21 protein-coding genes are annotated in these 26,796 nt (G+C 64.1%); 7 read left to right on the forward strand and 14 right to left on the reverse strand.

Going from position 1 to position 26,796, the window contains the following annotated elements; genetic code table 11:
• Positions 1 to 34: 34 nt before the first annotated feature.
• Both ACFY5D_RS16535 and ACFY5D_RS16540 read right to left on the reverse strand, forming a co-directional pair.
• Positions 35 to 508, reverse strand: coding sequence for a hypothetical protein (locus ACFY5D_RS16535; protein ID WP_387532234.1), 474 nt, complete (start codon positions 506 to 508; stop codon positions 35 to 37).
• Positions 501 to 1,283, reverse strand: coding sequence for an alpha/beta hydrolase (locus ACFY5D_RS16540; protein ID WP_387532237.1), 783 nt, complete (start codon positions 1,281 to 1,283; stop codon positions 501 to 503). Before ACFY5D_RS16540 ends, ACFY5D_RS16535 begins: the two co-directional genes overlap by 8 nt.
• A gap of 188 nt (positions 1,284 to 1,471) precedes the next feature.
• On the opposite strand from ACFY5D_RS16540, the gene ACFY5D_RS16545 reads away from it, so the two are divergent.
• Positions 1,472 to 2,179 carry a lysophospholipid acyltransferase family protein gene (locus ACFY5D_RS16545; RefSeq protein ID WP_387532240.1) on the forward strand — a complete coding sequence of 236 codons (708 nt, stop codon included), beginning with the start codon at positions 1,472 to 1,474 and terminating at the stop codon, positions 2,177 to 2,179.
• Positions 2,180 to 2,290: 111 nt separating this feature from the next.
• Complete coding sequence (locus tag ACFY5D_RS16550; protein ID WP_387532243.1) at positions 2,291 to 3,688, forward strand: class II 3-deoxy-7-phosphoheptulonate synthase; 1,398 nt, start codon at positions 2,291 to 2,293, stop codon at positions 3,686 to 3,688.
• 220 nt (positions 3,689 to 3,908) lie between these two features.
• On the opposite strand, the gene ACFY5D_RS16555 is transcribed toward ACFY5D_RS16550, so the two are convergent.
• Both ACFY5D_RS16555 and ACFY5D_RS16560 read right to left on the reverse strand, forming a co-directional pair.
• The gene (locus tag ACFY5D_RS16555) at positions 3,909 to 6,134 is read right to left on the reverse strand and encodes a PASTA domain-containing protein (protein ID WP_387532246.1); all 2,226 of its coding nucleotides are present in this window, start codon (positions 6,132 to 6,134) and stop codon (positions 3,909 to 3,911) included.
• A 160-nt stretch (positions 6,135 to 6,294) separates the two neighbouring features.
• Positions 6,295 to 6,543, reverse strand: coding sequence for a WhiB family transcriptional regulator (locus ACFY5D_RS16560; protein WP_068738138.1), 249 nt, complete (start codon positions 6,541 to 6,543; stop codon positions 6,295 to 6,297).
• A gap of 326 nt (positions 6,544 to 6,869) precedes the next feature.
• Between ACFY5D_RS16560 and ACFY5D_RS16565 the strand changes: the two genes are divergently transcribed.
• Positions 6,870 to 7,325 carry a hypothetical protein gene (locus ACFY5D_RS16565; RefSeq protein ID WP_387532250.1) on the forward strand — a complete coding sequence of 152 codons (456 nt, stop codon included), beginning with the start codon at positions 6,870 to 6,872 and terminating at the stop codon, positions 7,323 to 7,325.
• Between the two features lie 32 nt (positions 7,326 to 7,357).
• Here the strand turns inward: ACFY5D_RS16565 and ACFY5D_RS16570 are convergent, their stop codons facing one another.
• Entirely contained in the window at positions 7,358 to 11,503 is a 4,146-nt protein-coding gene (locus ACFY5D_RS16570) for an FtsK/SpoIIIE domain-containing protein (protein WP_387532253.1), read from the reverse strand.
• A 333-nt stretch (positions 11,504 to 11,836) separates the two neighbouring features.
• On the opposite strand from ACFY5D_RS16570, the gene ACFY5D_RS16575 reads away from it, so the two are divergent.
• From ACFY5D_RS16575 to ACFY5D_RS16590, 4 genes are all read left to right on the forward strand, one after another.
• Positions 11,837 to 13,063 carry a CpaF family protein gene (locus ACFY5D_RS16575; protein WP_387532256.1) on the forward strand — a complete coding sequence of 409 codons (1,227 nt, stop codon included), beginning with the start codon at positions 11,837 to 11,839 and terminating at the stop codon, positions 13,061 to 13,063.
• Positions 13,060 to 13,911 (forward strand): type II secretion system F family protein, encoded by an 852-nt coding sequence (locus ACFY5D_RS16580; protein ID WP_387532258.1) that lies wholly within the window; start codon positions 13,060 to 13,062, stop codon positions 13,909 to 13,911. Before ACFY5D_RS16575 ends, ACFY5D_RS16580 begins: the two co-directional genes overlap by 4 nt.
• Positions 13,908 to 14,849 (forward strand): type II secretion system F family protein, encoded by a 942-nt coding sequence (locus ACFY5D_RS16585; RefSeq protein WP_387532261.1) that lies wholly within the window; start codon positions 13,908 to 13,910, stop codon positions 14,847 to 14,849. The genes ACFY5D_RS16580 and ACFY5D_RS16585 overlap by 4 nt, the downstream gene beginning before the upstream one ends.
• 175 nt (positions 14,850 to 15,024) lie before the next feature.
• On the forward strand, positions 15,025 to 15,156 hold the full coding sequence (locus ACFY5D_RS16590; RefSeq protein ID WP_387532264.1) for a hypothetical protein: 132 nt from the start codon (positions 15,025 to 15,027) through the stop codon (positions 15,154 to 15,156).
• Positions 15,157 to 15,830: 674 nt separating this feature from the next.
• Here the strand turns inward: ACFY5D_RS16590 and ACFY5D_RS16595 are convergent.
• The 9 genes from ACFY5D_RS16595 to ACFY5D_RS16635 form a co-directional block, all read right to left on the reverse strand.
• Entirely contained in the window at positions 15,831 to 16,817 is a 987-nt protein-coding gene (locus tag ACFY5D_RS16595) for a hypothetical protein (protein ID WP_387532267.1), read from the reverse strand.
• A 764-nt stretch (positions 16,818 to 17,581) separates the two neighbouring features.
• On the reverse strand, positions 17,582 to 18,379 hold the full coding sequence (locus tag ACFY5D_RS16600) for a hypothetical protein (protein ID WP_387532270.1): 798 nt from the start codon (positions 18,377 to 18,379) through the stop codon (positions 17,582 to 17,584).
• Positions 18,380 to 18,514: 135 nt separating this feature from the next.
• Positions 18,515 to 19,012, reverse strand: a complete 498-nt coding sequence (locus ACFY5D_RS16605) for a hypothetical protein (protein ID WP_387532273.1) — start codon at positions 19,010 to 19,012, stop codon at positions 18,515 to 18,517.
• A 33-nt stretch (positions 19,013 to 19,045) separates the two neighbouring features.
• Positions 19,046 to 19,294 (reverse strand): hypothetical protein, encoded by a 249-nt coding sequence (locus ACFY5D_RS16610; protein WP_387532275.1) that lies wholly within the window; start codon positions 19,292 to 19,294, stop codon positions 19,046 to 19,048.
• A gap of 12 nt (positions 19,295 to 19,306) precedes the next feature.
• A complete protein-coding gene (locus ACFY5D_RS16615; RefSeq protein WP_387532278.1) occupies positions 19,307 to 19,651 on the reverse strand; it encodes a hypothetical protein in 345 nt (114 codons plus the stop codon).
• Entirely contained in the window at positions 19,651 to 20,460 is an 810-nt protein-coding gene (locus ACFY5D_RS16620; protein WP_387532280.1) for a M15 family metallopeptidase, read from the reverse strand. The genes ACFY5D_RS16615 and ACFY5D_RS16620 overlap by 1 nt, the downstream gene beginning before the upstream one ends.
• A gap of 104 nt (positions 20,461 to 20,564) precedes the next feature.
• Positions 20,565 to 24,140, reverse strand: coding sequence for a hypothetical protein (locus tag ACFY5D_RS16625; protein ID WP_387532283.1), 3,576 nt, complete (start codon positions 24,138 to 24,140; stop codon positions 20,565 to 20,567).
• Positions 24,137 to 25,606 carry a hypothetical protein gene (locus ACFY5D_RS16630; protein ID WP_387532286.1) on the reverse strand — a complete coding sequence of 490 codons (1,470 nt, stop codon included), beginning with the start codon at positions 25,604 to 25,606 and terminating at the stop codon, positions 24,137 to 24,139. Before ACFY5D_RS16630 ends, ACFY5D_RS16625 begins: the two co-directional genes overlap by 4 nt.
• A 76-nt stretch (positions 25,607 to 25,682) precedes the next feature.
• Positions 25,683 to 26,705 (reverse strand): hypothetical protein, encoded by a 1,023-nt coding sequence (locus ACFY5D_RS16635; RefSeq protein ID WP_387532288.1) that lies wholly within the window; start codon positions 26,703 to 26,705, stop codon positions 25,683 to 25,685.
• Between the last annotated feature and the right edge of the window lie 91 nt (positions 26,706 to 26,796).

Here is a 26,796-nt window from a genome sequence, read left to right on the forward strand (position 1 = left end):
CGTCGACGCGCATCCCGAGGCCGCGACCGGCACCCTAGACCCGGGCCCCGTCGTCGCCCTCGTGGCGGAAGCGAGGCAGCCGGGCGAAGAGGAACCCGCCCGCGGCCAGCGCCACGACGCACAGGCCGATCCACAGGGGCATGGGCGCCCGCCGCCAGAAAATGGCAAGCACCAGCAGCATCAGCGGGGCCCCGGCCGCCGCGGTCCAGGCGAGGGTGAGCAGCGGGTTCCCGGAGCCCAGCGCCGGGGGATCCTCGGGGACAAATCCCTCGTGGTCGTCGGCAGCCTCGTAGTCGCGCGGGCCGCCAAGCGCGGGGTGCATCCGGAAGAGCGTCGGGTCCACGTGGTCGGTGCCGCCGGAACCGGTGCCGGTGCCGGCGCTGGGGCTCGGTTCCCCGGGCAGGTCCGGACCGGCCGCGGGATCTTCCTCCAGGCGGCGCACAAGGTCCTCCCAGACGGCGTCGTCGGAATCGCCGGGGGATGCCGGCTCGTGAAACGGATCAGTCATGGTGCGCGCTGCTCAACTTCCTGAAGAACTCGATCGACTCGTTGAAGATTTCGTCGGCCTCGTAGTCCAGCGTGGCCACGTGGTAGCTCCGTTCCAGCCGGCGGATCTGGACGGGAAGGTTCTCGTTCAGCCCGGAGCGCAGCACCTCGATGCTGCTTTCGGGGACCACGTGGTCCTGGTCGGACCTGAAGACGATGATGGGCGAGGTGATTTTCGGCAGGCCCTGCGTCGCGGCCTTGAACAGCTTGCGCAGCTGGTGGACGCCGCCGATCGGGGTGCGGGAATACGCGTGTTCGTCGCCGCCGGGCTTGGCGATGTCGTTGGCGATCGACTTGATCGACGGCAGGAAAAAGCGCAGCACGCCGGTGAACTTCACCACAGGGGACTCGATCGTCAACCCCGGGTTGATCAGCGCCAGGCCGGCCGGGGAGTGCGTTGCCGCAAGGTGCAGGGCCAGCGCCCCGCCCATCGACATGCCGGCGACGTACACCCGCGAATGCTTGGCGGCCAGCGCCTCGTAGGCCCGCTCCACCGCCGAGACGATGTACGAGTGCGGCGTCTTGGAGAGCTCCTGCCAACTCGTCACGTGCCCGGGAAGGACGGGCAGGTCCACGGTGTATCCGGCCTTGGCGAACGCCTGGGCCCAGGGCAGCATGCTGGCCGGGCCGGCGGTGAACCCGTGGATGACCAGAACCGCCTCGCCGTTGTCCCCCTTGTGGTGGAACGGCGCGTTGACTTCTGCGTCCTGGCCGGAAAGCTTCTGGTTGCTTGGCACGGTTTGCTCCCTCGCATGGGTTTGGCCGAACGGCGCTCTCGGCACGGGCCGGGGTATGACCTTTGGCAATGTTTTGCCTACAGTTAGAGCCTAACGGAGAACGACCGAATCATCACTTGATTTGCGGTGCGGGCATTTTCGCGCGCCCGCCAGCACAATCCCATACCGGCCCGGAAGGCACACACCACATGTTTTACCTGTTCATGAAGCGGTTCATCGTCGGACCGCTGGTAACGGTGTTCTTCAGGCCGTGGGTCAAGGGGATCGAGCACATCCCCGAAACCGGGGGAGCGATCATCGCCAGCAACCACCTCTCGGTCTCCGACTCGATCTTCCTGCCCGTGGCCGTCGACCGCCCGGTGATCTTCCTGGCCAAGAGCGACTACTTCAACGGCAAGGGCCTCAAGGGCCGCGTCACCGCGTGGTTCTTCCGGATGATCAACCAGCTGCCGATGGACCGCTCCGGCGGTGCCGCCAGCGCCAACTCGCTCGGCGCAGGCGCCCAGGCGCTGGTCGACGGGCAGCTGCTGGGCATCTACCCGGAGGGCACCCGCAGCCCCGACGGGCGGCTCTACCGCGGCAAGCTCGGCGTGGCCAAGCTCGCCCTGGAAGCCGGGGTTCCCGTCATCCCCGTCGCAATGATCGGCACCGACAAGGTCCAGCCGATCGGCAAGCGCGTGCCAAACATCCGCCGCGTCGGCATGATCATCGGCGAACCGCTGGACTTCTCCCGCTACGCCGGCATGAGCGAGGACCGCTTTGTGCAGCGCTCCGTCACCGACGAGATCATGTACGCGATCATGCGCCTCTCCGGCCAGGAATACGTGGACTCCTACGCGGCGACGGTGAAGGCGCGGCTCGACGCCGAACGCCGCGAACAGCAGGGCAAGAAGTAGCCGGCGGCGCCGCCGGTGCGCCGCGGATTGGCGGCGCACTGTGAACGGCCCGATGCCTTGGGTTACGCTCCGGATGCCCGCGCGGCGGGCGCGGCGGTTTACGCTTAGAGGGTGACTCAGCTATCTTCGAATTCCTCATTGCCAGGCCGTTCGCCGGCGGGCCCCGCAGCCGACCCAGCACTGGATATTTGGCGCACCCTGCCGATCGCCCAGCAGCCGACCTGGAACGACAACCCGCACTATGCCGAGTCCATTCGTGAACTCGGCTCCCGCCCTCCGCTGGTCTTCGCCGGCGAGGTCGACGTGCTGCGCGAGCGCCTCGCCGCCGCGGCGCAGGGCAAGGCCTTCCTGCTCCAGGGCGGCGACTGCGCCGAGACCTTCGACGGCGCCACCGCCGACAAGATCTCCGCCCGCGTGCGCACCATCCTGCAGATGGCCGTCGTGCTGACCTACGGCGCCTCCATGCCGGTCATCAAGATGGGCCGCATGGCCGGCCAGTTCGCCAAGCCGCGTTCCTCCAATGACGAGACCCGCGAGGGCGTGACGCTGCCGGCCTTCCGCGGCGACATCGTCAACGGCTACGACTTCACCCCGGAGTCCCGCGCCCACGACCCGCGCCGCATGGTGCAGGCGTACAACACCTCTTCGGCCACGCTGAACCTGATCCGCGCCTTCACCCAGGGCGGCTTCGCCGACCTGCGCGACGTGCACTCCTGGAACAAGGGCTTCACCACCAACCCGGCGCACACCGCCTACGAGCAGCTGGCCGGCGAGATCGACCGCGCGGTCAAGTTCATGGACGCCTGCGGCGCGGACTTCGAGGCGCTCAAGCGCACCGAGTTCTTCGCCTCCCACGAGGCCCTGCTGCTGGACTACGAGCGCGCGCTGACCCGCACCGACTCGCGCACCGAGCTGCCGTACGACACCTCCGGCCACTTCCTGTGGATCGGTGAGCGCACCCGCCAGCTGGACGGCGCGCACGTGGACTTCCTGTCCCGCGTCCGCAACCCGATCGGCGTCAAGCTCGGCCCGACCACCGCCCCGGAGGACGCACTGGCGCTGATCGACAAGCTCGACCCGAACCGCGAGCCGGGCCGCCTGACCTTCATCACCCGCATGGGCGCGAAGAACATCCGCGAGAAGCTGCCGAACCTGGTCGAGAAGGTCACCGCCTCCGGCGCCCAGGTCCTCTGGGTCACCGACCCGATGCACGGCAACACCGTGACCAGCGGCAACGGCTACAAGACCCGCAACTTCGACGACGTCATGGACGAGGTCCGCGGCTTCTTCGAGGTGCACGACGCGCTGGGCACCTTCCCGGGCGGCCTGCACGTGGAGATGACCGGCGACGACGTGGCCGAGTGCCTCGGCGGCGCCGACCCGATCCGCCAGGAACAGTTCGACGACCTGTACGAGTCGGTCTGCGACCCGCGCCTGAACCACCGCCAGTCCCTGGAGATGGCGTTCCTGGTCTCCGGCGCGCTGGCCAAGCGCGGACAGCGCGGCTAGCGGTTCCCGCAACCACGGCATAGCACGATGGCCGGGTTCCTTCCCACGTTTTCCGTGGGGTAGGAACCCGGCCATCGGACTTTGTGCGCCCGGGACTTTGGCCCGTTGCGGGCCATCACCCGTGGCGGCACGCAACAGGCTGATCGCCTAGAACTCCGGCGGGCCCGGGCTCTCGACGATTCAAGTTTGCAGCGGGCAACCTGCTGCCCGGAACGCCTTCCTAGACGACGACCAGCTTGACGGTCGATCCCTCCGGGGCGGTGCCGCCCGACGGGCTCTGGGAGCGCACGGTGCCGAAGAACCCGCCGAGGAACTCGTCGACCTCGACCTTGAAGCCGAGCGCCTCCAAGGCCGCGCGGGCCTCGCCCACCTGCTTGCCCTGCACGTCCGGGACCTCGATCATCCGCGGTCCGCGGGAGACGACGTAGGTGACGGTGGAGCCGCGCTCCGCCTGGCCGCCCGCGGGGTCCTGCGAAACGACCGCGCCCTCGGGGACCGTGCGGCTGTACTCCTTCGACCCCTCGGCGCCCTTCAGCCCCGCATCCTTGAGCGCGGACTTGGCCTTCCCCGCCTTCATGCCCACGAGGTTCGGCACATCGACCGGCGCCGGCCCGCGGGAGACGACGAGCGCGACCTTGCTGCTGCGCCGCACCTTGTCCCCGGTCTCGGGGCTGTGGCTGATCACCACGCCCTTGTCGACCTCCTCGGAGTACTTCCTGGACACCTCGCCGAGGGCCAGATGGGCCTCCGCCAGGTCCTTTTCGGCGGCGGCCAGCTTGCGGCCGGTCAGGTTCGGCACGGCAAAGAGCTCCGGACCCTTGGAAACGCTCAGCTCCAGACCTTGAAACCGACGGATCGTTTCCCCGGCGGCGGGTTCACTTCCCACCACGAGGCCGCGCTCGATCTTCTCGTCGAAAACTTCCTTGGTGGTGGCGGCGACGCCCTGCGACTCGAGCCGCGAGAGCGCCTCCGCACGCGCCACGCCCGTCAGCTGCGGAACCGTGAAGGGGGCGCCGGGGCCCATGCCGAAGAACAGGCCGACCGCCACGATCGCCGCCGCAAGCATCGTCAGCAGCACGGCGATGAGCCACTTGCGCCGTGCGGGGGACTTCGGGGCGAGCTGGTGCGTGGGGATCTGGGCTTCTTTTTTCCACGCCAGTTCCGCGGCCCGGGCGCTCTTCTTGGCCTGCCGCGCCGAGAGCGGGCGCTGGCCCGGTGACTGCACCGTTTCAAGCTGCCCGGTGTTGCCGCCGACCGAACCCTGCCGCGAAAGCACGCTGGTTTGGTCGGAGCGGGGCTGCAGCAGCGTGGTCTCCTGCGAGGGCGCGGGCATCGCCTGCGTCCGGTCGTCCGAGAGCGACGCGGCCTCCGGATCGCCGTCCCGCGCCAAGGCCGGGAGGGCCGCCGTGGCGTCGTCTTGCGGCGCATGGACGGCGGTTTCGCCCGCCGCGCCGGCCATGGCCGAAGCGGCGCTTTCGGCGGCGGAATTGCGGAACAGCTGCGCCTGGGCCAGCCTGTCGTGCACCGTGGTGTGCGGGGCCGCGGCCGGGGGAATGAGGTCGGTGATGCCGCCCAGGGTCTCGGAATCGAGGTCCAGCTGTTCGCGGGTCAGCGACTGCTGGATCTGCTTGAGATCGCTGAGCAGGAACGACGCGTCCTGCGGGCGGTCCTCCGGGTCCTTGTTGGTGCAATAGGCGACGAGCTCGTCCAGCTCCGGGGAGAGCCCGGGCACGATCGCCGAGGGCGCCGGGACGCGGTCGTTGATGTGCTTGAACGCCAGCCCGTAGGCGCTTTCGGAGGTAAACGGCTGCTGCCCCGTGAGCAGCTCGTAGGCGATGATGCCCACCGCGTAGATGTCGCTGCGCTCGTCGGCCGGGTCGCCCACGGCAAGCTCGGGGGAGATGTAGGCGGCGGTGCCGAAGAACGTCGTCGCGTTGGTGTGCGCGGAGGCGGCGCGGGCGAGCCCGAAGTCGGCGACCTTCACGCGTCCGTCGTCGGAAATCAGCACGTTGGCGGGCTTCATGTCACGGTGGACGATGCCTTCGGCGTGCGCGACGGAGAGCCCGGTGCAGATGGCCTGCAGCACGGCAAGGGTCTGGCGCGGGGTGAACCGGCCGCGCTCGGCCAGCACCTCGCGCAGGTTCAGCCCGCGCACGTACTCCATGACCAGGTAGGCGGCGTCGCCCGAGACGTGGTGGTCGCGGACGCCCACGATGTTCGGGTGGGTCAGCCCGGCGGAGATGATGGCCTCGGCGGCGAAGCGCTCGAGCACCACCGGGTCGGAGGACATGTGTGCGTGCAGCACCTTGACGGCCACCGTGCGGTGCAGGCGGGTGTCCATGGCGCGGTACACGGTGGACATGCCGCCGTCGGCGATGCGTGCATCCAGCCGGTAGCGGCCGTCGAGGGTGGCGCCAATGCGTGGGTCGGTTCGGGGCTCTGTCACTTATCGATCGTAACTATGGGTGCGGATATCGGGTTGTTCCAACACGAATCCGTGCAGGTTTGTTGCTGCCGGTGTTCGGATCGGGAGGTGTGGAGGTGCAAAATCGGGGGCCGGCTCCATTGGAACCGGCCCCCGATCGAAATCTTGGTGCTGTGAAGCGTCAGGAAGCGCGACGGGCGCGTGCAGCCCGGCGCTTGAGCGCACGGCGCTCGTCTTCGCTCATGCCACCCCAGACGCCGGCATCCTGGCCGGATTCGATGGCCCATTGCAGGCAGGTGTCGACGACGGGGCAACGTCGGCAGACACTCTTGGCTTCTTCAATCTGGAGCAGAGCCGGTCCGGTGTTTCCAACCGGGAAAAACAGCTCCGGGTCCTTGTCCAGACAGGCCGCGCGGCTACGCCAATCCATGCTTGATGATGCTCCTTGAAAGTAGGTCTGAGGGAGAACTGCCCAAGGCTTGCAGCCGGGGCGAAAACAGCAGGACGGGAGAATTTAGCTCGCCCGATCGACTGCCTAACAAGGTTTTCATGTTACGTTCACGTAAACAAGGGGCCGGTGTTGTAAATAGGGCCGCAGTCTTGAGTGCTTCGTCACAAGCCGCCGAAACGGGGCATCGAGTAACAGGTTTCGGCGCCGCTGACAAGGGTGTTGTTTGGCACCTTCGCCGCCGTTCGGGTCGAATTCCGATCCCCTCCGCTTTCGCTTCGCCGGGTGCGCCCGGCTAGATTTGAGGGGTGATGAACCAGCCTGCCGTGCAACCCTCCCATCCCGTTCCCATGCGCCGTCCGGTTTCGGTGCTGCTGATTAGCGCCCTGCTGGTGCTCGAGGGCGCGGCGGTGCTCGCCTACGGGGTGGGCTACGCGATGCAGCTGGGAGCACCCGGGACACTGGGCCTGGGTGCGCGGCTGTTCATGCTGGCGCTGGTCCTTGCGGCCGGGGCATGGCAGCTGCTGGTCGCCCACTTCTTCTTCCGCGGTCGGGCCTGGACCCGGGCCGCCGTGCTGGTCTGGCAGGTCTTCCAGATCATCCTGGCCTTCCAGTTCGTCATGCCCGGCAACGCGCTGATGGCCTGGTTGTGGCTGGTCCCCGCGGCCGTGGTCACGGTGCTGCTTTTCGATCCGCGCACCACCGGTTTCCTGGGCGATCGGCCCTCCGCGGGCCGGGCCGACGCGGGCCCCGGCGACGGCTAGCCAAACCGCGGGCATGCCCGGTCGCGAAGGTGTCATGAAGCGTTCGCGCACTGGATCTGGCGCAGCGTCCCGTTGTCACAGACCAGCGCCCTGCCTGGAATGCTGCGGGCATCGGGAGTGAACCTGAACCCGGAAGGGTCGGCGTCGGCAGGCGAGCGCGGATCGAGCACCAGGAAGCTGTGCTGGTCGCGCACCACCGCGCCGAGACCCAGCTCCATGAGGATGCGCGCCGACGGCTCGGTGCCGAAGACCACCTGGATCCGCGCCTCGCCCAGGATCTCCAGGGCCCGGGCAGCCTCCCGCACTCGCAGGTCGGCCCTGTCAATCAGCACGAGGCCCACCCGTGCGTCCGCGAATCGCCCCTCCCTCAGCTGCCCCGGGTGCGAGGGCAGCGCGTCGTCCAGGCCGAATCGCAGGCACGTTTGGTTCCCCGGCAGGCCGCGCGCCGCCAGGTGGCCGAACAATCCGCTCTTGCCGGAGCCCTCGTGCCCGATGACCACCCCGAACTGCCCCGGTGACCACTTGAATGCCCGGTTGTCCGGTCCGCACGCGCCGATCGGGAGCGCCGACGGGCGATGATCCAGACCGTTTCCAGTCGGCCTGCGCGACTCCGATACCGACGCCGGCAGCAACGCGTCCAACTCAGCGGGCCGCAACAGCTCCGGCAGCGGGACCGATCGGAGCCAGCCGGGCGGAACCGGCCCCCGGGGATGGCCGGCCGCTGCCGAGGGATCGAGCAGCTGGAACTCCGTTCCCGTCTCGGGTTCGCCCGGCCCCACCAGCAGGCCGCGCCCCGGGAACGGGCCGACCTGCTTGAGCTTGGGCCAGCCCATCAGGACCTCTGGCCCGGCGCCGCGCGGAAAGTACCAGCGCGTTTCACACAGCGACGCGATGCGGGAACCGGCCAGTTCGCGGTCCCCGCAGAGCACCAGCGCCCGGCCCGGCGTTTGCGCGGTCCGCGCAAACGCGCCCAAGGCGGCCTCGAGCAGCGCCTGGGCGCCGGGCCCCAACGCTTGCGCCCAGCCGCCGAGCCCGCTGACCACCAGCACCAAAGGGTCGGTGGGTGCCGCATCGGCCAGCTGGAGGAGCAGCTCCTGGATGCGCCAGGAATCCTGCGGCCCGAAGTAGCCGCCGACCCCGGGATGCCCGGCGAGCTCCCGCTGCGCGCCGTTGCCGTCGAGCACAAAACAGGGAGCCGTCCAGGCCAGCCGGTTCAGCGCCCGGACCAGGAGCGCCGGCACGGTTTCGGCGCCGGACCCGGGAAGGCCGCACACCGCCAGCCCGCCGCACGAGCGGATGTCGAAGAGCATCGCCGCGGGGCGGGCGGACTCCACGCGGTCGACCAGCCCGATGGCGACTGCGCCGTCTGAGGGGACCGACTGCATGGCCGCCCGGGGAAGCTGCGCCAGCACCTCCGGCAGCGCGGGGGAGAAGGGGCTTGCCGCGCGTTCCTGGCCGGACCAGACGCGACGGATCTGCTCGACCGCCTTCGCGGTTCCGGTGCCGGGGGCCTGCGGGCAGGGCTGTTCGACGGGCCCTTGTTCATCGGGTTGCCGTCCGTTCACTGCAGGCCCGCCGAGTTCCTGCCGCCACAGGGGGGTGCGCAGGCTCCTGCCCCAGGCCCGGAGGCTTGCCCCGGTGCCGGCCGAGGCGTTGATGTGCACCCTGAATTTCAGCGGGGCCTCGCCGCCGAACCGCAGGAACGCCCACCCCGGTTCCCCGGGTTCCAGGTGCGCTGCCGCGTCGGTGCCGATCAGGTCGGTCGACTCGAATTCGCCGGTGGTGCGCAGGGCGATGACACTGGAAATGTTGGCGCGCAGCTGCGCGTTCAGGGTCCCGGCGGGGCGTTGGGTGCTGAGTACCAGGTGGATGCCCAGCGACCTGCCGACGGTGGCCACCTGGACGATCCGTTCCAGCGCCCCGGGCAGCTCGGTGGCGAAGACCCGGAATTCGTCGACGACCACCACCAGTGCCGGCAGCAGCGGGTCGGCGTCGGTGCGCGATTCCCGGTAGCTGGCGATGTCGGTGGCGTGGTGGGCCGCCAGCAGGCGTTCGCGGCGGAGCAACTCGCAGGAGAGTTGCTCCAGCACGCGGCGGGCACCCGCGGCGTCCAGGTCGGACACCAGGTTCTGCACGTGGGGCAGCCCGGCCAGCGGGGCAAGCGTCGCCCCGCCCTTGAAGTCCACCAGCATGAAGGCCAGTTCATGCGGGCCGTGGCCGCGTGCCAGGCCAAGCACCAATGTGCGGAGCAACTCGGATTTGCCCGATCCCGTGGTTCCGGCGACCAGCAGGTGCGGCCCGTGGCGGAGCAAATCCAGCGGGAGCGGACCGCCGTCCGCGTCGCCGACGACGGTGTCCAGGGCCCGCCGGGGTGGCCCCGGCGGCAGGGGGACGGCGCCCGGGGTGAGCCCCGTCGCCGGTGGCCGCGGCCGGTCCCCGCTTCCGGTCGACAGCACCCGGCGGACCGCCCGGGCCAGGGTCTCGAAGCCGAGGGCGGCCGGTTCGATCCGCAGGCCCTCGGAGGTGGCCGCGGCCCCGAGCCACGGGCTGTGGGCGAGCGCCGCCTCGTCGAGCAGCAGCAGTCCCGAGCCGTCGAGCGTGACCTGCGCGCGCACCTGCTTCGGGGTCCCGCCGCAGTACACCCAGGCCACCGGCGCACCGTACTTGCCGCCCGGCGCCGAGGCGGAACCGGGCCGTGGCTCCGGCTTCGGCGGGGCTGTGTTCCCCGGGGTGGCGCTTCCGGCGGGGCCGTATTCCTCGCCGGGCGCGACCAATACGACGGTCGGCACGGGCACGGCGGCTGTGAACTGCCCGGCACCGCCGGACCCGACCTCGCAGACCTCAACGCCGCGGAGCATGAGGAACTCGGCGGGCAGGAATTCCGCCGGGCCCACCAGAAACACCCGCAATGCCCCGCTGTGCAGCAGCGGCAGCCAGCGCACCAGCACGGCCCGCAACAGCCCGCCCCGCCGGGAGTCGCTGCCCTCGAGCGCCAGGAGCAGCCCGTCGTACATGGCGACCAACACCGGGGAACGGCGCGCGGGTTCGCCGCGCGATGCGAGCGCTCCCGCGGCCGACGCGGCCCCCGACGCGGCCCCCAAGGCCGCTCCCGGATCCGCCCCCGACGAGGCCCCCGAGGCCGCTCCCGGATCCGCCCCGGACGCCGCACGAATCCAGGCGCGCTGCACCGCGTGCCCCGGCACCATCGGCGGGAAGCCGTCGGCGCCCGTTGTCACGGCCCGGCACAGTCCGGCGGCCACCGAGCCGATCGGCGCCGCCAGCTCCTCGCGCCTCGCCGCGTCCCTGGTGCGGGCCAGCCCCGCGGCGCGCCGGTAGGCCCGCCGGGCCCGGAGCATGAAAAACGCGGGCAGGCCGCCGGTGAGCAGGGACAGCGTGGAGAAGAGCAGGAAGAAAGCGCGGCCGGTCATCAGGTAGAGTCCCGCGCCCAGCACCAGCGGGGTGAAGGCCCCCAGCAGCACGGTCCCCGGGTGCGAGGGCGGCTCGCGGCCCTCGATCGCGACGGGACGCAGCGGCCAGGGGCCGCGCCCGGTCTCGCGTGCCTGGGTGGCAAGCACCGCAAGGGTGCTGCCCCCTGCGGTGAACCGCTCCCCGAGCAGCAGCCGCCTCTCGCGGATCCTTGCCCCGGCGAACCAGAGCCCGTTGGCGGAGCCCTCGTCGCTGATCCCGATGGAGGTCTCCGACACCCGGAGCACCGCGTGCAGCCGCGAGAGCCGGGGATCGTCGATGCGGAAGTCGACGTCGCCGCGCCCCAGCGAGTACGCGCCGCGGAGCAGCGGCAGCGCGCCGCCGGGGTCCGGGCCCTCCACGACGACCAGGGCGGCCGTCGCCCGGCGAACGCCGCGCTCCGTTCGTCCGTCCGTTCGTCCATCCGATTGTCCGTCCGGAGGTCCGTCGATTGGCCAACCCGGCCGCCCGCCCTTCGAACCGTCCGGAGGCCCGCCCATCGGCATGTCGCACAGGAAGATTTCGCCGGACACCGGCAACAGGTGGACCTCCGACAGGGGGACCGGCCCCCAGAACCAGCGCGCGTCCGGCCAGTGCCCGCCCAGCGCCCCGGCCAGCAACCGGCCGCTGCACGCCCGGACGCACACCAGTTCCAGCAGGGCCCGCCGCTGCGGATGCCCCGAGCACAACCGGATGAATAGCCGATCGGCCATTTTCTGCCTTTCTGCGCGGTTCCGAGGCTGCTGGCACCGGCGCGCCGCGGCATCGAAAATTCCTGGTCCAATCGTAAGAGTGCAGGTGGGGAGCCGGTGCGCGGGAGGTGCGGACTGTGGACGGGCGACCCGCGGCCCGGGCCGGATATCAACAGATTCCGCCGCGCCCTTGTTTGGCCGCTGCGGCCGCGGGTAGTCTCGCCGTAAATATGGGGATCCCGGCGTCACATGGGGCAAGACAGGCGGCCCGAAGCGCATTCGTTCGACGACACGCCGGATTCCGCCGGACCTTCGGTGGGTCGGCTTGAGCGGAACGAAGCGGGGGGCGAAGTTGTGGACGCAATAAACATCGTGGTCGATGAGGTGCGCGAGCTCATCCGCCGGCACGGTCTGGATCCGGCCACGCAGCTTGGCGACGTGCGCCGGCTGGCCGAGGACGTGGTCCGCGACTACGACGAGCGCTCGCTCATGGGGGTGCTGCCCCCGCTCGGGGACCTGACGGCCGCCAGGCGGCGCGTGCTCGATGCCGTCGCCGGGCTCGGGGCGCTGCAGCCGCTGCTGGACGACCCGGAGATCGAGGAGATCTGGATCAACGGCCCGCATGAGGTCTTCGTGGCCCGCGGAGGCACCTCCGAACTGACCAGCATCAGGATCCCCGAGACCGAGATCCCCGCGCTGGTCGAGCGCATGCTCAAGGCCTCGGGCCGCCGGCTGGACCTCTCGCAGCCCTTCGTCGACTGCCAGCTGGCCGACGGCTCGCGCCTGCACGTGGTCATCCCCGACATCACCCGGAGGCACTGGGCGGTGAACATCCGCAAGTTCATCGTCAAGGCCAGCCGGCTCGAGCACCTGGTGGAGCTCGGAACCATCACCCCGCAGGGCGCCCACTACCTGGACGTGGCGGTCGCTGCGGGACTGAACGTGCTGGTCTCCGGCGCCACGCAGGCCGGCAAGACCACGATGCTCAACTGCCTGTCCTCCTCGATCGGCAGCCGCGAGCGCGTGATCACCATCGAGGAGATCTTCGAGCTGAAGATCCACCTGCGGGATGTCGTCGGGCTGCAGACCAGGCAGCAGAACCTGGAGGGCACCGGCGAGATCGACATGCGCAAGCTGGTCAAGGAGGCCCTGCGCATGCGCCCGGACCGGCTGATCGTCGGTGAGGTGCGGCAGGCCGAGTCCCTGGACATGCTGATCGCCTTGAATTCAGGTTTGCCCGGGCTCTCGACCATCCACGCGAACTCCGCGCACGACGCCGTCACCAAGCTGTGCACGCTGCCGCTGCTGGCCGGGGAGAACATCTCTTCCGCGTTCGTGGTGCCCACGGTCGCGGCGTGCATCGACCTGGTGGTGCATTGCCGGCGCGATGCCTCCGGGCGGCGCTACGTGGGGGAGATCCTGGGCCTGGGCCGCCGGGTGGAGAACGGCGCCATCGAGACGACGACGCTCTTCGAGGCCGTCGACGGGGTGCTGCAATTGCAGCCGGCCGCCGACCTGGCCCACCAGAAGCTGCTCGACGCCGGGATCGACGTGGCCGAACTCGGGCGGGCCGTGGCATGAGCCTGCTGCTGGGACTGACCCTGGGATTCGGGCTGCTGCTCGTCTTCCGCTCCTTCACCCCCGCCAGGCCCCGCGCCCGGGACGCGCGGCCCTCGAGGATCGACACCCTGCTGCTGCACGCGGGGATGGACAAGGTCACCCGGGCCGGCTTCATCTCCGCGTCGATCACCAGCGCCGTGGTCGTCGGGCTCACGGTCCTGGTGCTCACCGGCGCGTTCATGATCGCGCTGACGTTCACCGGGTTCGGGGCCTTCGCGCCGTGGGCCATCGTGCACCGGCAGGCAGGAAAGCGCCGCGCCGCGCTGCGCGAACAGTGGCCCGACGTCGTCGACCACCTGCGCTCGGCCATCCGCGCGGGGCTCTCGCTGCCCGAGGCGCTCACCCAGCTCGGCAAGCAGGGGCCGGAGGCGCTGCGCCCCGCCTTCATCGACTTCGGGCTCGACTACCGGGCCACGGCCCGCTTCGAGGAGTCGCTGAACCGGCTTGCGGACCGCCTCGCGGACCCGGTGGCGGACAAGATCGTCGCGGCGCTGCGCATCACCCGGGAGGTCGGCGGCACCGACCTGGGCGAGATGCTCGGCACGCTCAGCTCCTTCCTGCGGGATTCGGCCCGCGCCCGGGGCGAGCTGGAGGCGCGGCAGTCCTGGACCGTCTCCGCGGCGCGGCTGGCCGTCGCGGCCCCCTGGGTCATCCTGTTGCTGCTGGCAGGCCAGCCCGCGGCCGTCGCCGCCTACTCCACCGTGACCGGCATGCTGGTGCTGCTCACCGGCCTGGGCGTGTCCTTCGTCTGCTACCGGGCGATGATGCGCATCGGGCGGCTTCCTGCCGAGGAACGGGTCTTCGCATGAGCCCCACGACGATCCTCGCGCTGGTCCTGGGGCTCTGCCTGGGCAGCGGCCTCTGGCTGGTGCTGGTCAGGCTGCCGGCCATGCGCCCGATCAGCTTCGCCGACCGCATGGCCCCGCACCTGCGCACCGGGCGCACCAGCTCCCGCATCTTCGGCGAGCCGCTCGCGGCGCAAACCCCGTTCGGGCCGCTGGGCCGCATCCTGGGCCCGGCGCTCGCCGACCTCGCCCGCTTCACCCATCGGCTGAACCCCGGCAACGACGCGCTCGCCCGGCGGCTGGCCCGCGCCGGCCTGCCGATCGGCGTGCTGGATTTCCGCGCCCAGCAGCTGTTCTGGTCCGCGGGGCTGGTGCTGGCCGGCGCCGGGTACCTCGGCCTGAACCTTGCCAGCGGGTCCTTCAACCCGATGCTGGCGCTGGTGGTGCTGGTCTTCTGCGGCCTCTCCGGATACCTGCTGCGCGACTGGTGGCTGGGCGAGCAGATCGCCCGGCGCAGCAAGCGCATCCTGAACCAGTTCCCGACGATCGCCGAGCTGATGGCGCTCGCCGTCGGCGCGGGGGAGAGCACCATCGGCTCCATCGAGCGCGTGGCCCGCACCTCCAAGGGGGCGCTCAGCGACGAGTTCTCGATGGCGCTCGCCGATGTCCGCTCCGGCTCGACGCTGGTGGCCGCGCTCGCCGCGATGTCCGACCGCATCCAGCTCACCGCCATGACCCGCTTCGTCGACGCGATCACCGTCGCCAGCGAACGCGGCACGCCGATCGCCCAGGTCATGCGCGCCCAGGCGCAGGACGTGCGCGACGCGGCCAAGCGCGAGCTGATGGAAACCGCGGGCAAGAAGGAGATCGGCATGATGGTGCCAATCGTCTTCGGCATCCTCCCGCTGACCATCGTCTTTGCGGTGTACCCGGGCCTGTCGCTGATCGACATGAGCTACTGATGCGCGAGCCACCGATGCGCCGGCCGGGGGATCCCGCCACCGAATCGCTCCCGAAAGACCGCCCGGGGCTGCACCCGGGCACCACTGTTGTCCGCAAGTCCGCATGCCTCTTCGCCGCAGTCCCGACCCCGGGCGAAGGGGCTCCACACCGGGTCAAAACCACGGAGGAACCGTCATGAGAATCGCACACAGGATCGGCTACTTGATGTTCGGCGTCGGATTGTGGGTAACCGCCTGCACCGGCAACCTGGCGCGGCGGGTCCGGCGCGATGAGCGCGGGGACGTGCCCGGCTGGGTCATGATTTGAAATAACGAGTTATGTATATGCGGTGAAACCCCGCCTATCGTCGGGTAAGCGGGGTTTCACCCTAATTGGATCTGCCGATCAAAAGGTCACGGGTGTGGAATCCAAGCATTGATAGCGGCATCGAAATATTCGTAGCAATTCCTGCCAAATGATTCATCGCGTCCAATTCGGCGATCACCATGTTTTGGTGGGATTGATTCATCCGTGTAAATACGGCGACCGTTACAACGGCTATTTGGGCGTAGTGTGCTGACAGTGTGAATCATTCGGTACTCCTCAATAACGTGGTGTTTCATGGAATTGAGTGCCCGTGTTCTACCGATCAACTTTTGTACCCCGGTAGATTTCTACGGTTGTGAATTATGCGTAACTTGAGAAATGTACCGGGTGTACGTTATTGTTGTAATAACTTCTAAACCTCTAGCGATGTTGAAAAGTTGGTAACTTAACACAAGCACTCAGTCGTACATGCTCGAATCATGTGCGACTTTCGTGCGTCACAATGAAGTGACTAGGAACTACTCTACCAGATACCTTGACTAGCCCAGTGACTAGCTTGAACGCCCCCAGCCGTTGAAACGGCTGGGGGCGTTTGTGGCACGGGAGAACGGTTGGTTTAGCCCGAACGCCGAACCAATGCGCGCGTTCGACCGGCACCAAGCGGTACTTAGGAGCTAGTCAACCTTTGCCTTGACTTCAGCAGCAACACGTTTCGCCCACCCGTTCTTGTGGATGATGCGAATGAAGTTCGCCGTTGGGTCGGACAGCAGGTCGGGGCGGGTTCGCTGGCTGAGGGTTTTCCAATCATCGAACATCACGTATGCAGCATTGCCGTAGGTGAAGTTCTCCAGCACAACGGCTTCATCGAAAACGAAAGCCATATAACGGCTGAACCCGGAAGTTCCTTCGTAGATCTCCCTCGGCGCAAGATTCTTCATCGTTTCGTATCGCTCACGATACGTATCCGGCAGTTCTCGTCCGGTACGGAGCTTCGAGCGCTGAGCTACCACGTCGAATTCGGGAAGCGGTCCGTCATGGTCCACTGGCAGGATTTCCCACGCGACCGCCTGTGTTGCCGCCCATTCGGCAGCGGTCTGCGTCGCGGTGATTACCTGCGGGTATCCGACCGTTTCGCCGATCAGGGACACAGCCATCAGCAGGTCAATGTCGTGATCCTCAACGCCTGACGGGAAGACAGCATCAACCACGAAGGTGAAGATGAAGGAATCCTTGGACTGCTCGTCGTGGGACACAAGGATCTGGTACCCCCGCCCGTGGAGCAATTCGCGTCGGAATGCGAGAGCTGAGCGAGTCTGGGTCGAATAGCCGTTCCTCGCACCATCACCGAAGTTCGGCGAAGTGATTGACCATGAGACGGTTCGCTTGGGCAAGTCCTTTCGGACCTTCAGCCTCCCATTGACGTTCCATCGTGCCCACCTTTTGCGGGGTGCGGGCAGGAATGACTCCTCGTAGGTGACCGCACCGTTTACGACAGTTACCCCTGCATGGGCAAGGAATCCTTGCTCCAACTGATCCTTGGTAAAGACGCGCCGGTATCCGATCTGAAAAGTCGAACCTGTGCCAAGATCTTCAATCTGATGCAGGATTGCGGGTGGGGTAGCCCTGAAACCGCCTCGTGAGGCGTTGGATGCCGTGCTCATGTTCAGACACCACGTCCAGACTTGTTGGCCGTCCGGTCATTCATCACATATGTTTGCCCGGCCTTCGGCGTGGGAGGTAGCTTAGTCCCCTTGGGGACGGTGCGTTCAATCCCCGTGTCTGCCCCGCGTGCTCCACGGATTCCGTACTGTCCTGATGCGGGTGCTGTCTGCCCCGGCTTAAGTGGCTTCTGGGCCATGTTTGTCGTCCTTCGACTCGTGTTCAGAAATCGGAACCTGTCGGAAGGTGGGACTCGACATAAAAGTTGGTGATCGTGCCTACCAAATACTAGGCTAGATAAATTCCGGTCGCATGGAATCAACTCAATACCGAATCTCAGCCCCAACGGTCTAGCCGTGGGGCTAGATTTGTTCGAACTTGATTTCTAATTCAATACTACATCTAGTGGGGCCGGAGGGGTTATACCCCCAGATGATGTATTACACGTTTGTCATTCCGGTCAGCCGCACTCCACATGCACTGTGGATAAGTTGACCCACTTTAACCCCGTGATTCCAGCAAAAGACCCGCTATGTCCACACCCTGTGGAGGGACAACCCACAGTTAATTATTTTGGCGTGTCGCACCCCTCGGCGTGTCTAATTCTTTGCTATGGTCGCCGCTTGAGGTGCGAGTCCGCAACCACGGGAGTGTCCACAAGTAAGTTTTCGCCGCTAGTGCACTTCAGCAAAAAAGCCCTCCCGCCGCTTGGCGAGAGGGCCCATGACTCGAACCTCATCTCATGTGCGTGTGTTGATTCATGCTTCTAGGCGGCGAGTCCCAAGCGGTTTCGGGCCTTGATGAGTGCCGAGGTTCGGGTTCGTTGAACGGTGCTACGGGTTAGATCTAGGATCTCGCCAACTTCGGCATCAGGCTTCACTTGGTCGTCGTAGTCGAGGAAGCCGTATGCCGTGTGCACCACCTTCAGCTCGCGCTCCGTGAAGTCCAAGTTGTCGCCTCGATCTTCAAAGATGATCCGGATGAGTTCGAGGTCGGTTTCGGCGATTGGTTCGGTTGCCACGAGTGGACCGTCAACGAGTTTCCATGCGGCTTCAACGTCACCATCGGAAAGTGCCTTATCAATGGAGCCGATCTGCCGAAGTGCTGTGAGTATCGATATGAAGACTTCGGCGCTCATGGACTGTTCCGGAGCCAATGAAAGTGCGTAGTAGATGTTGCCATCAGCTTGGCGAAGCAGGTTGAAGAATCGGGATAGGGTGCGTTCCGGGACGTGGAATCCCATGGCATCCTGACCGATCTTGCTAGTTTCGGCCAGCACGAGTTTCTTGATGACACCGGCGAGGCGTTTGTGCTTGCTCGGGTCAAAGGCTTTGAGTGCTTCCAGGAATCCCAAGAGGACGGCTGACTGAACGTCTTCCTTGTCGGCGCTCCATGGAGCTTTCTTGATGGCGGACTTTAGGACTGGTGCATAGGTAAATAGAAGCGTCTCGATGGCTGTCTCGTTGCCTTCTAGGGCTTCGGAAATTAGGTTGCGCTCCACTTCCTCGGTGAGGGTCGGGACGGCTATGTATGAGTTGAATAGGGTGTCTAGAATATTGGTCACTGTAATTCCTTCGTTTGTAAACATGTGCATGTTGAATGATGCTTATAATATTTTACCACGGTAACAACAACCATATGCAGAAAATATTCTGGGCAAAGGGAAAGACCCCCGAGTAGTCGAGGGTCTTTCGTGGTCCTACTTGAAGATTGCTTTCAGGTCATCTCTGTTTTTGTCCGGAATCCGCTTGCTGAGTTTCGCAAGGATCTCCAGCGCCTGTGGAAGTTCATCCGGACTGAGCTTGCCGCCGCCGTTGATGATGTGGTTCAGGTTGGCAATGGAATTGTTGACCTTTTTTGAGCGCTCCTTGGGGGAGGAAGGGAGTAGTCCGGCTTCCTTCAATTGTTCTGCTGGAACAATCTCACGGAGCGCGTTTCCTGTGTGGAATCGAACGCGAGCAGCCAATGAGCTATCTTCGCCATCAAGGAATGCCTCCTTGGCCCATTGTCGGTAGGCCCATGACTGCCCCTTGAGGTCGGGGTCTCCAACTTTGTTGGTGAAGTGGTCTTGGCGAGCCTCTACGATCAGCTTGGCAATGGCCTTGAGATTATCCACGGAAGGCATTCCGGAAGAGTCGCGCTCGGCCTTGAGTAGCTTCTTGATCTGCTTGGAAATCTGGTCAAGTGATTTGCTCATACATCAAGGGTACATCCAGATGTTGATATGCGTTTAGGGGCCTAGCTCTTCCTGATCCGATTCCGGGGATTCCTCCAACGGCTGCGCTTCCGGCTTGGTGTTGGCAGAAGCGAGGGAGTTGGTGCCAACCCCGAGAATGGCTCCCACGAGCACCAACCAGAGACCTCCGGTTGCGGCGGTAAGTGCTCCGTAGCCGATAAGGAGCGGGATGGCCGCTGTGGCAATGCCGTAGATCCACTTGCGGGTCTTAGGCTCCTTGAGCTTGTTGAATAGTTCGTTCATTGCGGTGTCTTTCTAGTCGGTGAACTCTTGAGGTTCATTGGTTGGTTGTGCCGAGTGCCTAGGTTCCTGCCTCGGCTTTCTACGCTCGGGGACTGGGATGGCGTTGGCTCGGAGAAGTTCGATTAGTTCCCCGATGTAGGCGTGGCTATCCGTGACCAAGTCTTCGAGCAACGAGATTCTGTTTTCGCTTGCGGTAAGTCGAGCTTCCAAAAGGTTGACAACCTTGATGGTGCTGTTGTCTTCGGCAATCTGTTTGCGGTTCTTGTGGTCACTAACTGCGGTGATAATCCGGGGAAGACCACCACCGGCAAAGGCGGCAGTTACTAGGACACCGAGAAAGATGAGGAATTCGGCCATCACCAAGCTCCGATCTTCTTGAGGCTTGCAGCGAGATCCGGGCGCTTCCATCCGTTGCGGTGGAGGATATCGGCAATGCGTGCTTCGGAGGGCTTGCCGATGTAACCGTCAACGGCCAGCTTGGCCGTGGTGCTCTTCAGCTTGTTGAGCGCCTTCTGGAGCTTGATGTTGGTCTGGTACTTTGCTTCGGTCTTGGTTCCCCAACTGCCGTCCTCGAAGAGGCCGTGTTGCTTCTGGAAGGTGCGAACCGCGTTGGCATCCTGTTTTGCGAAGCCCATCTTCTTGAGCTTGGCCTTCACCTCGGCGGTCAGGTTGGACTTGATGACAACTTTTTCCGGCTTTGAAGGTTTCGGCTTGACCTGACCTTCTCGGATCTTGTCCGCAAAGGCTGAAACCTTGGCGGCTGAGGCGTTGAGTTCCCAGTGCATCGTGTCCTTGCGGAGTAGGTACGTTCCACCCCAGCGAAGGACTCCAGCGGATTCCTTGGCGATTGCCTTGCAAGCGGCAATCTGTTCCTTGGTCATGGTCTTGGCGGGGGAGACCCCCAGTGGGTGCTTCGGTGCGTTGAAGTCCACGGCGGTTCCGGAGGCGTGGTTGGACGGGGTTGTTCCACCTCGGATTGGTCGGGGTGCGAATCCCCATGAGTGGGTCTTGGTGATCGGCTCAACGCGTTTTTCGTATTCCGTGGCAAGCCACGTGAAGATGGTGTTGACATCCCCGCCTCGGAGCTTGCCGGTGATTGGTTCGAAGTTCTGGAGGAATGCGCTGGAGCCGGATAGTACGGGCCAACCATTCTGTGATGTAGCCATGTGCTACTCCTTAAATTTGGAAGGACGGGACCGAATCGAAGTGATTCAGTCCCGTCCTTGTGGATCGGTATGTTCAGTTATTTGTGGAGGTGTTGATTCATGGATCAGGCTTCGGGTGGGAAGCGTGCTTCCAGATTTGCCAACCGGGTGGTGAGGTCTTGAACGGAAGATCCAAGCTCATCGATTCGGTCTCGTTGGCGTGCAACCACCGGAATCAATGCGACACCAAGACGGTCATACATCAAACCTTCTACCTTGCCGTTTTCGCCGTAGTGGACAAACTCACCAAGACCAGCCGCTAGGACTTCCTCGGCAATCATTCCGGGGATACGCCTGAGTTCATTAGGTGTCTCAAGGAATTGGACGTTGCCATCCTCATCCACCGGGAAGTCGTTCTCCGCTATGCGGCGGTAGTATTCGGCCACCTTCTCGGACTCGGTCTTGTCGAACCAAGACACGGAACGAAGCGAAAGGATCTTGTCATCCATGGTGCCCGGAAGAGTTTCAACCACGAGCTTGTTCCGGATAGAGGACGTGGAGCGTCCAATGGTTCCGGCGCTGGTGATGTACATGTTGGCCGCGTTGGTATAGGTACGGTCGTAGATGCCCATCGAGAATAGTCGAGCGGAGCTGTCATACCCTAGCGAGAAGTCAGCCCCGTTCATGCCCTTTAGGTACATGGTGTTGGTTGACTCTATGGTGAGCGCACCCATGCCCGTAATCGATCCAGCGGTACCCACCGTGATATTGGCATTCGTAGATGCCAGAGTCAGGGTAGGAGCCTTACCTTCCATGAAGATGTCGCAGTTGCTGTTGATGATTCCTGCACCTGAGCTGACGTTGCCTTCCATTCGGAGGTAACCTCTGAGCGGATATGCGGCAGTGGCCGGGGTTCGAAGAATCAAACCGCCTTCATCCGTTGCGCGGATAGAACCCACCGTCGTGGATAGCGGAGTTGTGAAGCTGATCAACGAGCCAGCGGAGTCCCGGTTGATTGAAACGTCGTACCCGGTACCTGCCCCTGTTCCGGTGTAGTTGAATGCGGCACCGTTGATGGTTCCACCTGTGATGGTTGCACCTGTAATGATCTTGGCATCAAGGGCACCGTCCACGATCAGGGAAGCATCCACGGCCTTGGACGCGTAGAACGAATCAAACAGGACAGTTGCCCCGTTCGGGGTATTGCTTTGGGTGTAGACACCGAAAGTAACCCAAACAGCTCCAGCCCTTGTTGGTACAGTGCCTTTCACTTCAGTCCACACGTTGGCCGAGATCGCCGGGTGATTGAAAGTTGCGTTATCCGCACCAATGACCGCTGTCCCGTTGGCTTGAAGACTTCGTGCATAAAGACCAATACTGTTGATGGGCAATGCCACCGAGGATTTCACCCAAACGGAGAGTTTGTATGACTGCCCCGGATTGGTTTGTTGTAGTTGGTTAGCATACATACCTGCCTGAGTTGCGTTGGTGATCTGCTTGTATGCGGTCTTCCCGTCACGGCCACCCGTAGGGTCTACGGAGTGAATCCCACCCATTGGCCAGTCACCGAGCTTGTTTGAGAACATCGGGTCTGGAACTAGGTTGTCGAAGGAACCAACCAGAAGGTGGTCAACGGAGATGGTCTTGGCTTCGATGTACTTGCCGTTGAGCTTTCCAACGGTGGCCGTCCCAAGGTCAACGGAGCCGATGATTCCCGATTCGGCGGTGATGGTCCCGGCTACGATGTCCGTGGCCGTGATCTTCCCTGCGTTGAGGAACTTGGCTCTGATGTCGTTGGCGTTGAGTCGGTCGGCGCTGATGGTTCCCGCGTTGAGAACGGAAGCGTCCACGGTTCCGAAGACACCGGAAGCCGAGGTGATGGCACCGGCCTTGATCTCGTTGGCCGTGATCGACTTGGCAAGGATCTTGTTGGCCGTGATGGATTGGGCACCGATTCGATCCGCTTGAATGGTCCCGGCAGTCAAGAGACCAGCGTCAAGGTTGGAGAAGACACCGGATGTGAGGGTGATCTTTTGCCAGCCGGTGGCTCCACCAACCCAGCGCCATTCGGCAATGATCTCGTCTTGGGCGTTGCGCTGTCGCCAGATGTCATCAACGCGTGTACCTGTCCCAGTTGCCGGGTTGGTGCTGTAGAAGACGTTGGTCTTGCTACCGGCCATAGTCAGGGCACTGTTGGCCGTGGTCTGGGCTGTGCCAGCGGCGGTCTGTGCCGTAACGGCCTTGGCATCGGCGGCATCAGCGGCTGACTTTGCCGTAGCGGCGGCTGTGGCGGCATCCGTAGTGGCTTTGTCGGTGACGGCAATCCACGTGGTTCCGGTTGTCCACTTCTTCGGGGTGTTGGCCCCGCCTGTGGTGTCGATCCAGAGCGTGTTGGTGTTGCGGTCGGCCAGACCCGGAGCGGTGCTTTGGACAAGAACCTTGCCCTTGCCGTTGGCGATACCAGCGGCATCGGCGGCGGCTTGGTTGGCGGCATCGGCAATAGCCTTTACGGCATCGGCCTTGGCCTGTGCATCTTGGGCGGCAGAGTTGATTGCCGCTGTCTTCGCGGCTTCAGCCTTCGCCGTAGCATCAGCTTGAGCGGAAGCAATGGCGGCATTCTGTGCGGCAGTGGCCTTGGTCTGGGCATCGATCTTTGCCGCGTCGATGGCCTCTTGTTTGGCTCCAGCGGCGGCTAGATCAGTTGCTATCTTGGCGGCGGCAACAGCTTCTGCCTTGGCTTGGGTTGCCTTGGCCTGTGCATCGGTGGCGGATTCCTGCTTGGCGGTGACAACGGAGTTGTTGGTTGCCAGAATTTGGGTTGCGAAGTCCGACTCGGCCAAAGCCAGATCCGAAGTGACTTGATCTGCGGCGGCTTGAGCCTGTTCGGCCTTGGTCTTCGCGTTCTCGATGGCCGTGGTGACATCCGAACCAAGACCCTCGATGCCGATGGTGGCTGAGACCCATGAAGTTCCGTCCCACTTGTTGATTCGGTTTCCGTTGGCTGTGTCGAACCAGATGTCCCCAACCTTGTGTGGCTTCAGGGGGTCGTTGACTGGTGCTGTTCCCATATGCCAAATGGAGTTCTTACCATCGGCTGAGGCCTGTGCCTTGGTTGCTTCCTCGGCCACCTTCTCGTAGATCTCATCGATGGCCCCGGCAATGTCCGGTTCATCAACGAGTGGTCGGAGGACCGTGGCAACGACCGCCGAGGGATCGGAAGCCTTGTCGGACTGGGACTTTGCCACGAGGCAAATGAACCATTCACCGTACTCGGGGGACGTGACCTTCGAGCCACCTGATTTGGAGGTGATGACACCGGCAAGCGTTTCAAGATCCGGTTCGAAATCCTCGTCAACTGACATGTGTACTTCAACATGTGCAAAGTCCATTGGGGTGGCGTCTTCTTCATCTTCGAAACCACCGTTCCACGAGACGGTGATGTTGCCGGTGGAGGCAGTCACATTGGGTGCCGATGGGGTTGGGGGAGTCGGACCATTCACCGAGGCGGCAACGAAGGTTCCGTCTTCCTGTTTGCCGATGATGGCCGACACGATTCCGTCAGCGTCCATGATGACCAAGGAGCCGTCATCGATGGATGAGTGGGCTAGCTTCGGCTTGATTTCAAGGCTCTTAAGTCGTTGGTCCTGCTCGTTGATTTTCTTGGCGATCCACTCGGTGGAGCGGTTGTTGTCGCGGGTCATATTGTCACCACTTTCAGGGAGATGGAATTGTTGTCGGGAGTGCTGGTGAGTTCGAGGATTCGGACCCACATATCTAGGTCTCCCCATCCGGCATCACCGATGACCCGGATCTGATCGCCGGGTTGGAAGGTGCCGAGAGGGGCCAGTGGATGGTCAATGATCGTCAGTGAATCGATGCTTCGATCACCGTTGAGTTCCTTGAGCAAGGGCCGTGCAACGGTCTCTGCGCGTGCGGTGCTGGTGATGGATTGATCGGTCTTGACTGCGACTCTTCGGAGTCGGTCAGTGGGTGTTGTCAGGTGTCCTCGGACTCGGGCTGATCCCTCGCCGGCTCCGAACATGAGCACTTCCGAGGCGTAGTCATCCAGCGAAATCCTGGGGGTCGTTGAGACGTTTACTCCGATTTCGAAGCGCGCGTTTTCCTTGCGGGAACCAATGGCTGGGTAGCCGAGGTCAAGGTGGTATTTGATCTCTTCGCCGTCCCAGTGGGAGCGTTCGGCGTACTCGAACGGGGCACTGTCCACGAGATCGTTGATGACCGTCTGGAGGTTGTCCGTTTCCCACCAAGCCAGCCTGATTGGCTTCGCTTCGCCGTCCGAGAGTTCCTTGCGTTTCTCGGTGGCCTTGGACAGGTTCTCCTTGGCGTTCGCCAACACTTGCTTGTGGTCAGCCAGTTGTTTGGTGGCAAGAACATAGGTATTGATCCGGGTGGCCAGCGTCTGGATCTCGGATTCGAAGACCTTGGGTGGTTCCCATGTGGAGCCAATGACCGTGTACGGTGCGTTGTTGCTGTCGGAGTCGATCCAGATGTTGCCGCGTGCCTTCTTGTCTCCGGACGGAGCCGATTTGGCAACGTAGATCTGGCCCACGGGGGTGACGTTGGCCGTGTAGAAGACTGCCTTCTTTGCGGTCTCAACGTCCTTGGCATATGCCTCTGACCGTTTGACCTCGTTCTCGTAGAGCAACTTGGCTTTGGCCTCGAAGCCCTTGGCGGCGGTGAGGTTCTTCGCCTCCGGGATTCCCACTCGGGCTGGGGACTTCAGTGGATCAAGGGTCATGCCGAGATCCCCGTTTGGCTGGGATTGGATGTGGTCCCAGATGTCACGGAGAATATCCAGCGGGTCGGCGTTGATGTAGTTCTTGGTGTTCCCGAGCCACGGCGTAGCGTTCGGCATCATGCTGAACCCACCGGCTTGGAGGGTTAGTTGGTCTCCGTCGATTTCAAGTTGATCCACGATTGCGGACTGGAGGATCACTCCGTCCTCTTCGATGTGGATCATCGTTCCCCACTCGCGTAGGGCAAGCTGGCCGTTCGATTTACGGAGAGCCGCATATTCGATGGGGATGGTTCCCGTGATGGAGCCGGGACCGGAAATCGCTTTGGTCACCGAGACGTTGGTAAGGGGGAGGTCAAGATCTATGAATTCGCCGCTGGGAACGGACTGGGCGATATACCGCCATGTCATGGGTGTTCTCCTTTAAATAGGGTGGGCCGCTGACTTTTGACGGTCAGCGGCCCTTGTCGGGTTTGGTGTTTGGTTGTTAGTCATCCGAGGTTTCGAGGAACCGGACTGACAGGGTGATTCCGGAAAGGCCGTCGAGGGAGACGGTTCCGGCCTGTGCGTTGGTGTTCCTTCGATTGGCGCGGAGGACAAAGTTGATGTCCGTTCCGCGCCACGAGGCCGGGATTCCGTTCTGGTCGTGGAGAATCCAGTTGGAGCGGTAGATGCTCGCGCTTTCGTCGGCATCCCAAGAGAAGGCTTGTGTCTTTCCGGAGGGGTTGGCCGAAGTGGCATCGGGTCCAAACGTGACCCAGTAGTATCCGTAGCCAGCCTTGTTGTTGTATCGAACTCCCAGCCACTCGGCCCTGATTTCCAACTGGGTTGCCCACGATGGCACGTGCAAGGTGTGTACACCGTTGTTGGAATCGCCGCCGAAGTTCGGCATCCATTCGCCGTCCGGGTATGCGGATTTGCTGGTGAGCGTTAGCCCCTGATCGCCCATGACCGATGGCCTTGCAATGACGTGGGACTCTTCGCGGGGGTTTGCCACGCGTCGAACGTCCTTGATCATGGCCTGTGTAATGGCTCCGGTTGATGCCGGGATGTCGATGCGTGCCAGTGCAATGGCGGGGTAGCTGAGGTTGAGCTTGGCGGCATCTGTGGTGTTTGCCGCTACACCTTGGATGACGGTCAATCGGGTGTAGTCGAAGTTGGTTGGATCGCTGGGCGGTTGGCCTTCGAACGCTGGGTCCAAGACGCGGAGCACCACCAGATCCGAGCGCTTTCCAGCGGACGTGGTCGGGGCAATGGCCACGTTGGTGGTCGTTGCGTTGCGGCCTACGTAGCTCTGGGATGTCCCACCGGCATAGCGGGACAGCATCACGCCTCCACCCGGAGCAACACGGACGGTCCCGTTGGGGACGCTTTGCGCGGTGACCTTCAAATCTCCGGGAGCTGAAATGCCTTCCTTGCCTCCGGTTCCGGCATAGGCCATCACGCGTGCGACTTCGGAGCTGTGTTGTGCGTTGGGGGAGGATACGAACCATGGGGTCTGGTCAATCATGTGTTCTACTTTCGTAAGTTGTTATCCACGTGTTGACACGTGTTTCTGTATAAATCTTGTGAGGGAATGGGAAAGCCCCTGCCGTGAGACA

Source organism: Paeniglutamicibacter sp. NPDC012692 (assembly GCF_042901625.1).
Taxonomy (GTDB): Bacteria; Actinomycetota; Actinomycetes; order Actinomycetales; family Micrococcaceae; genus Paeniglutamicibacter.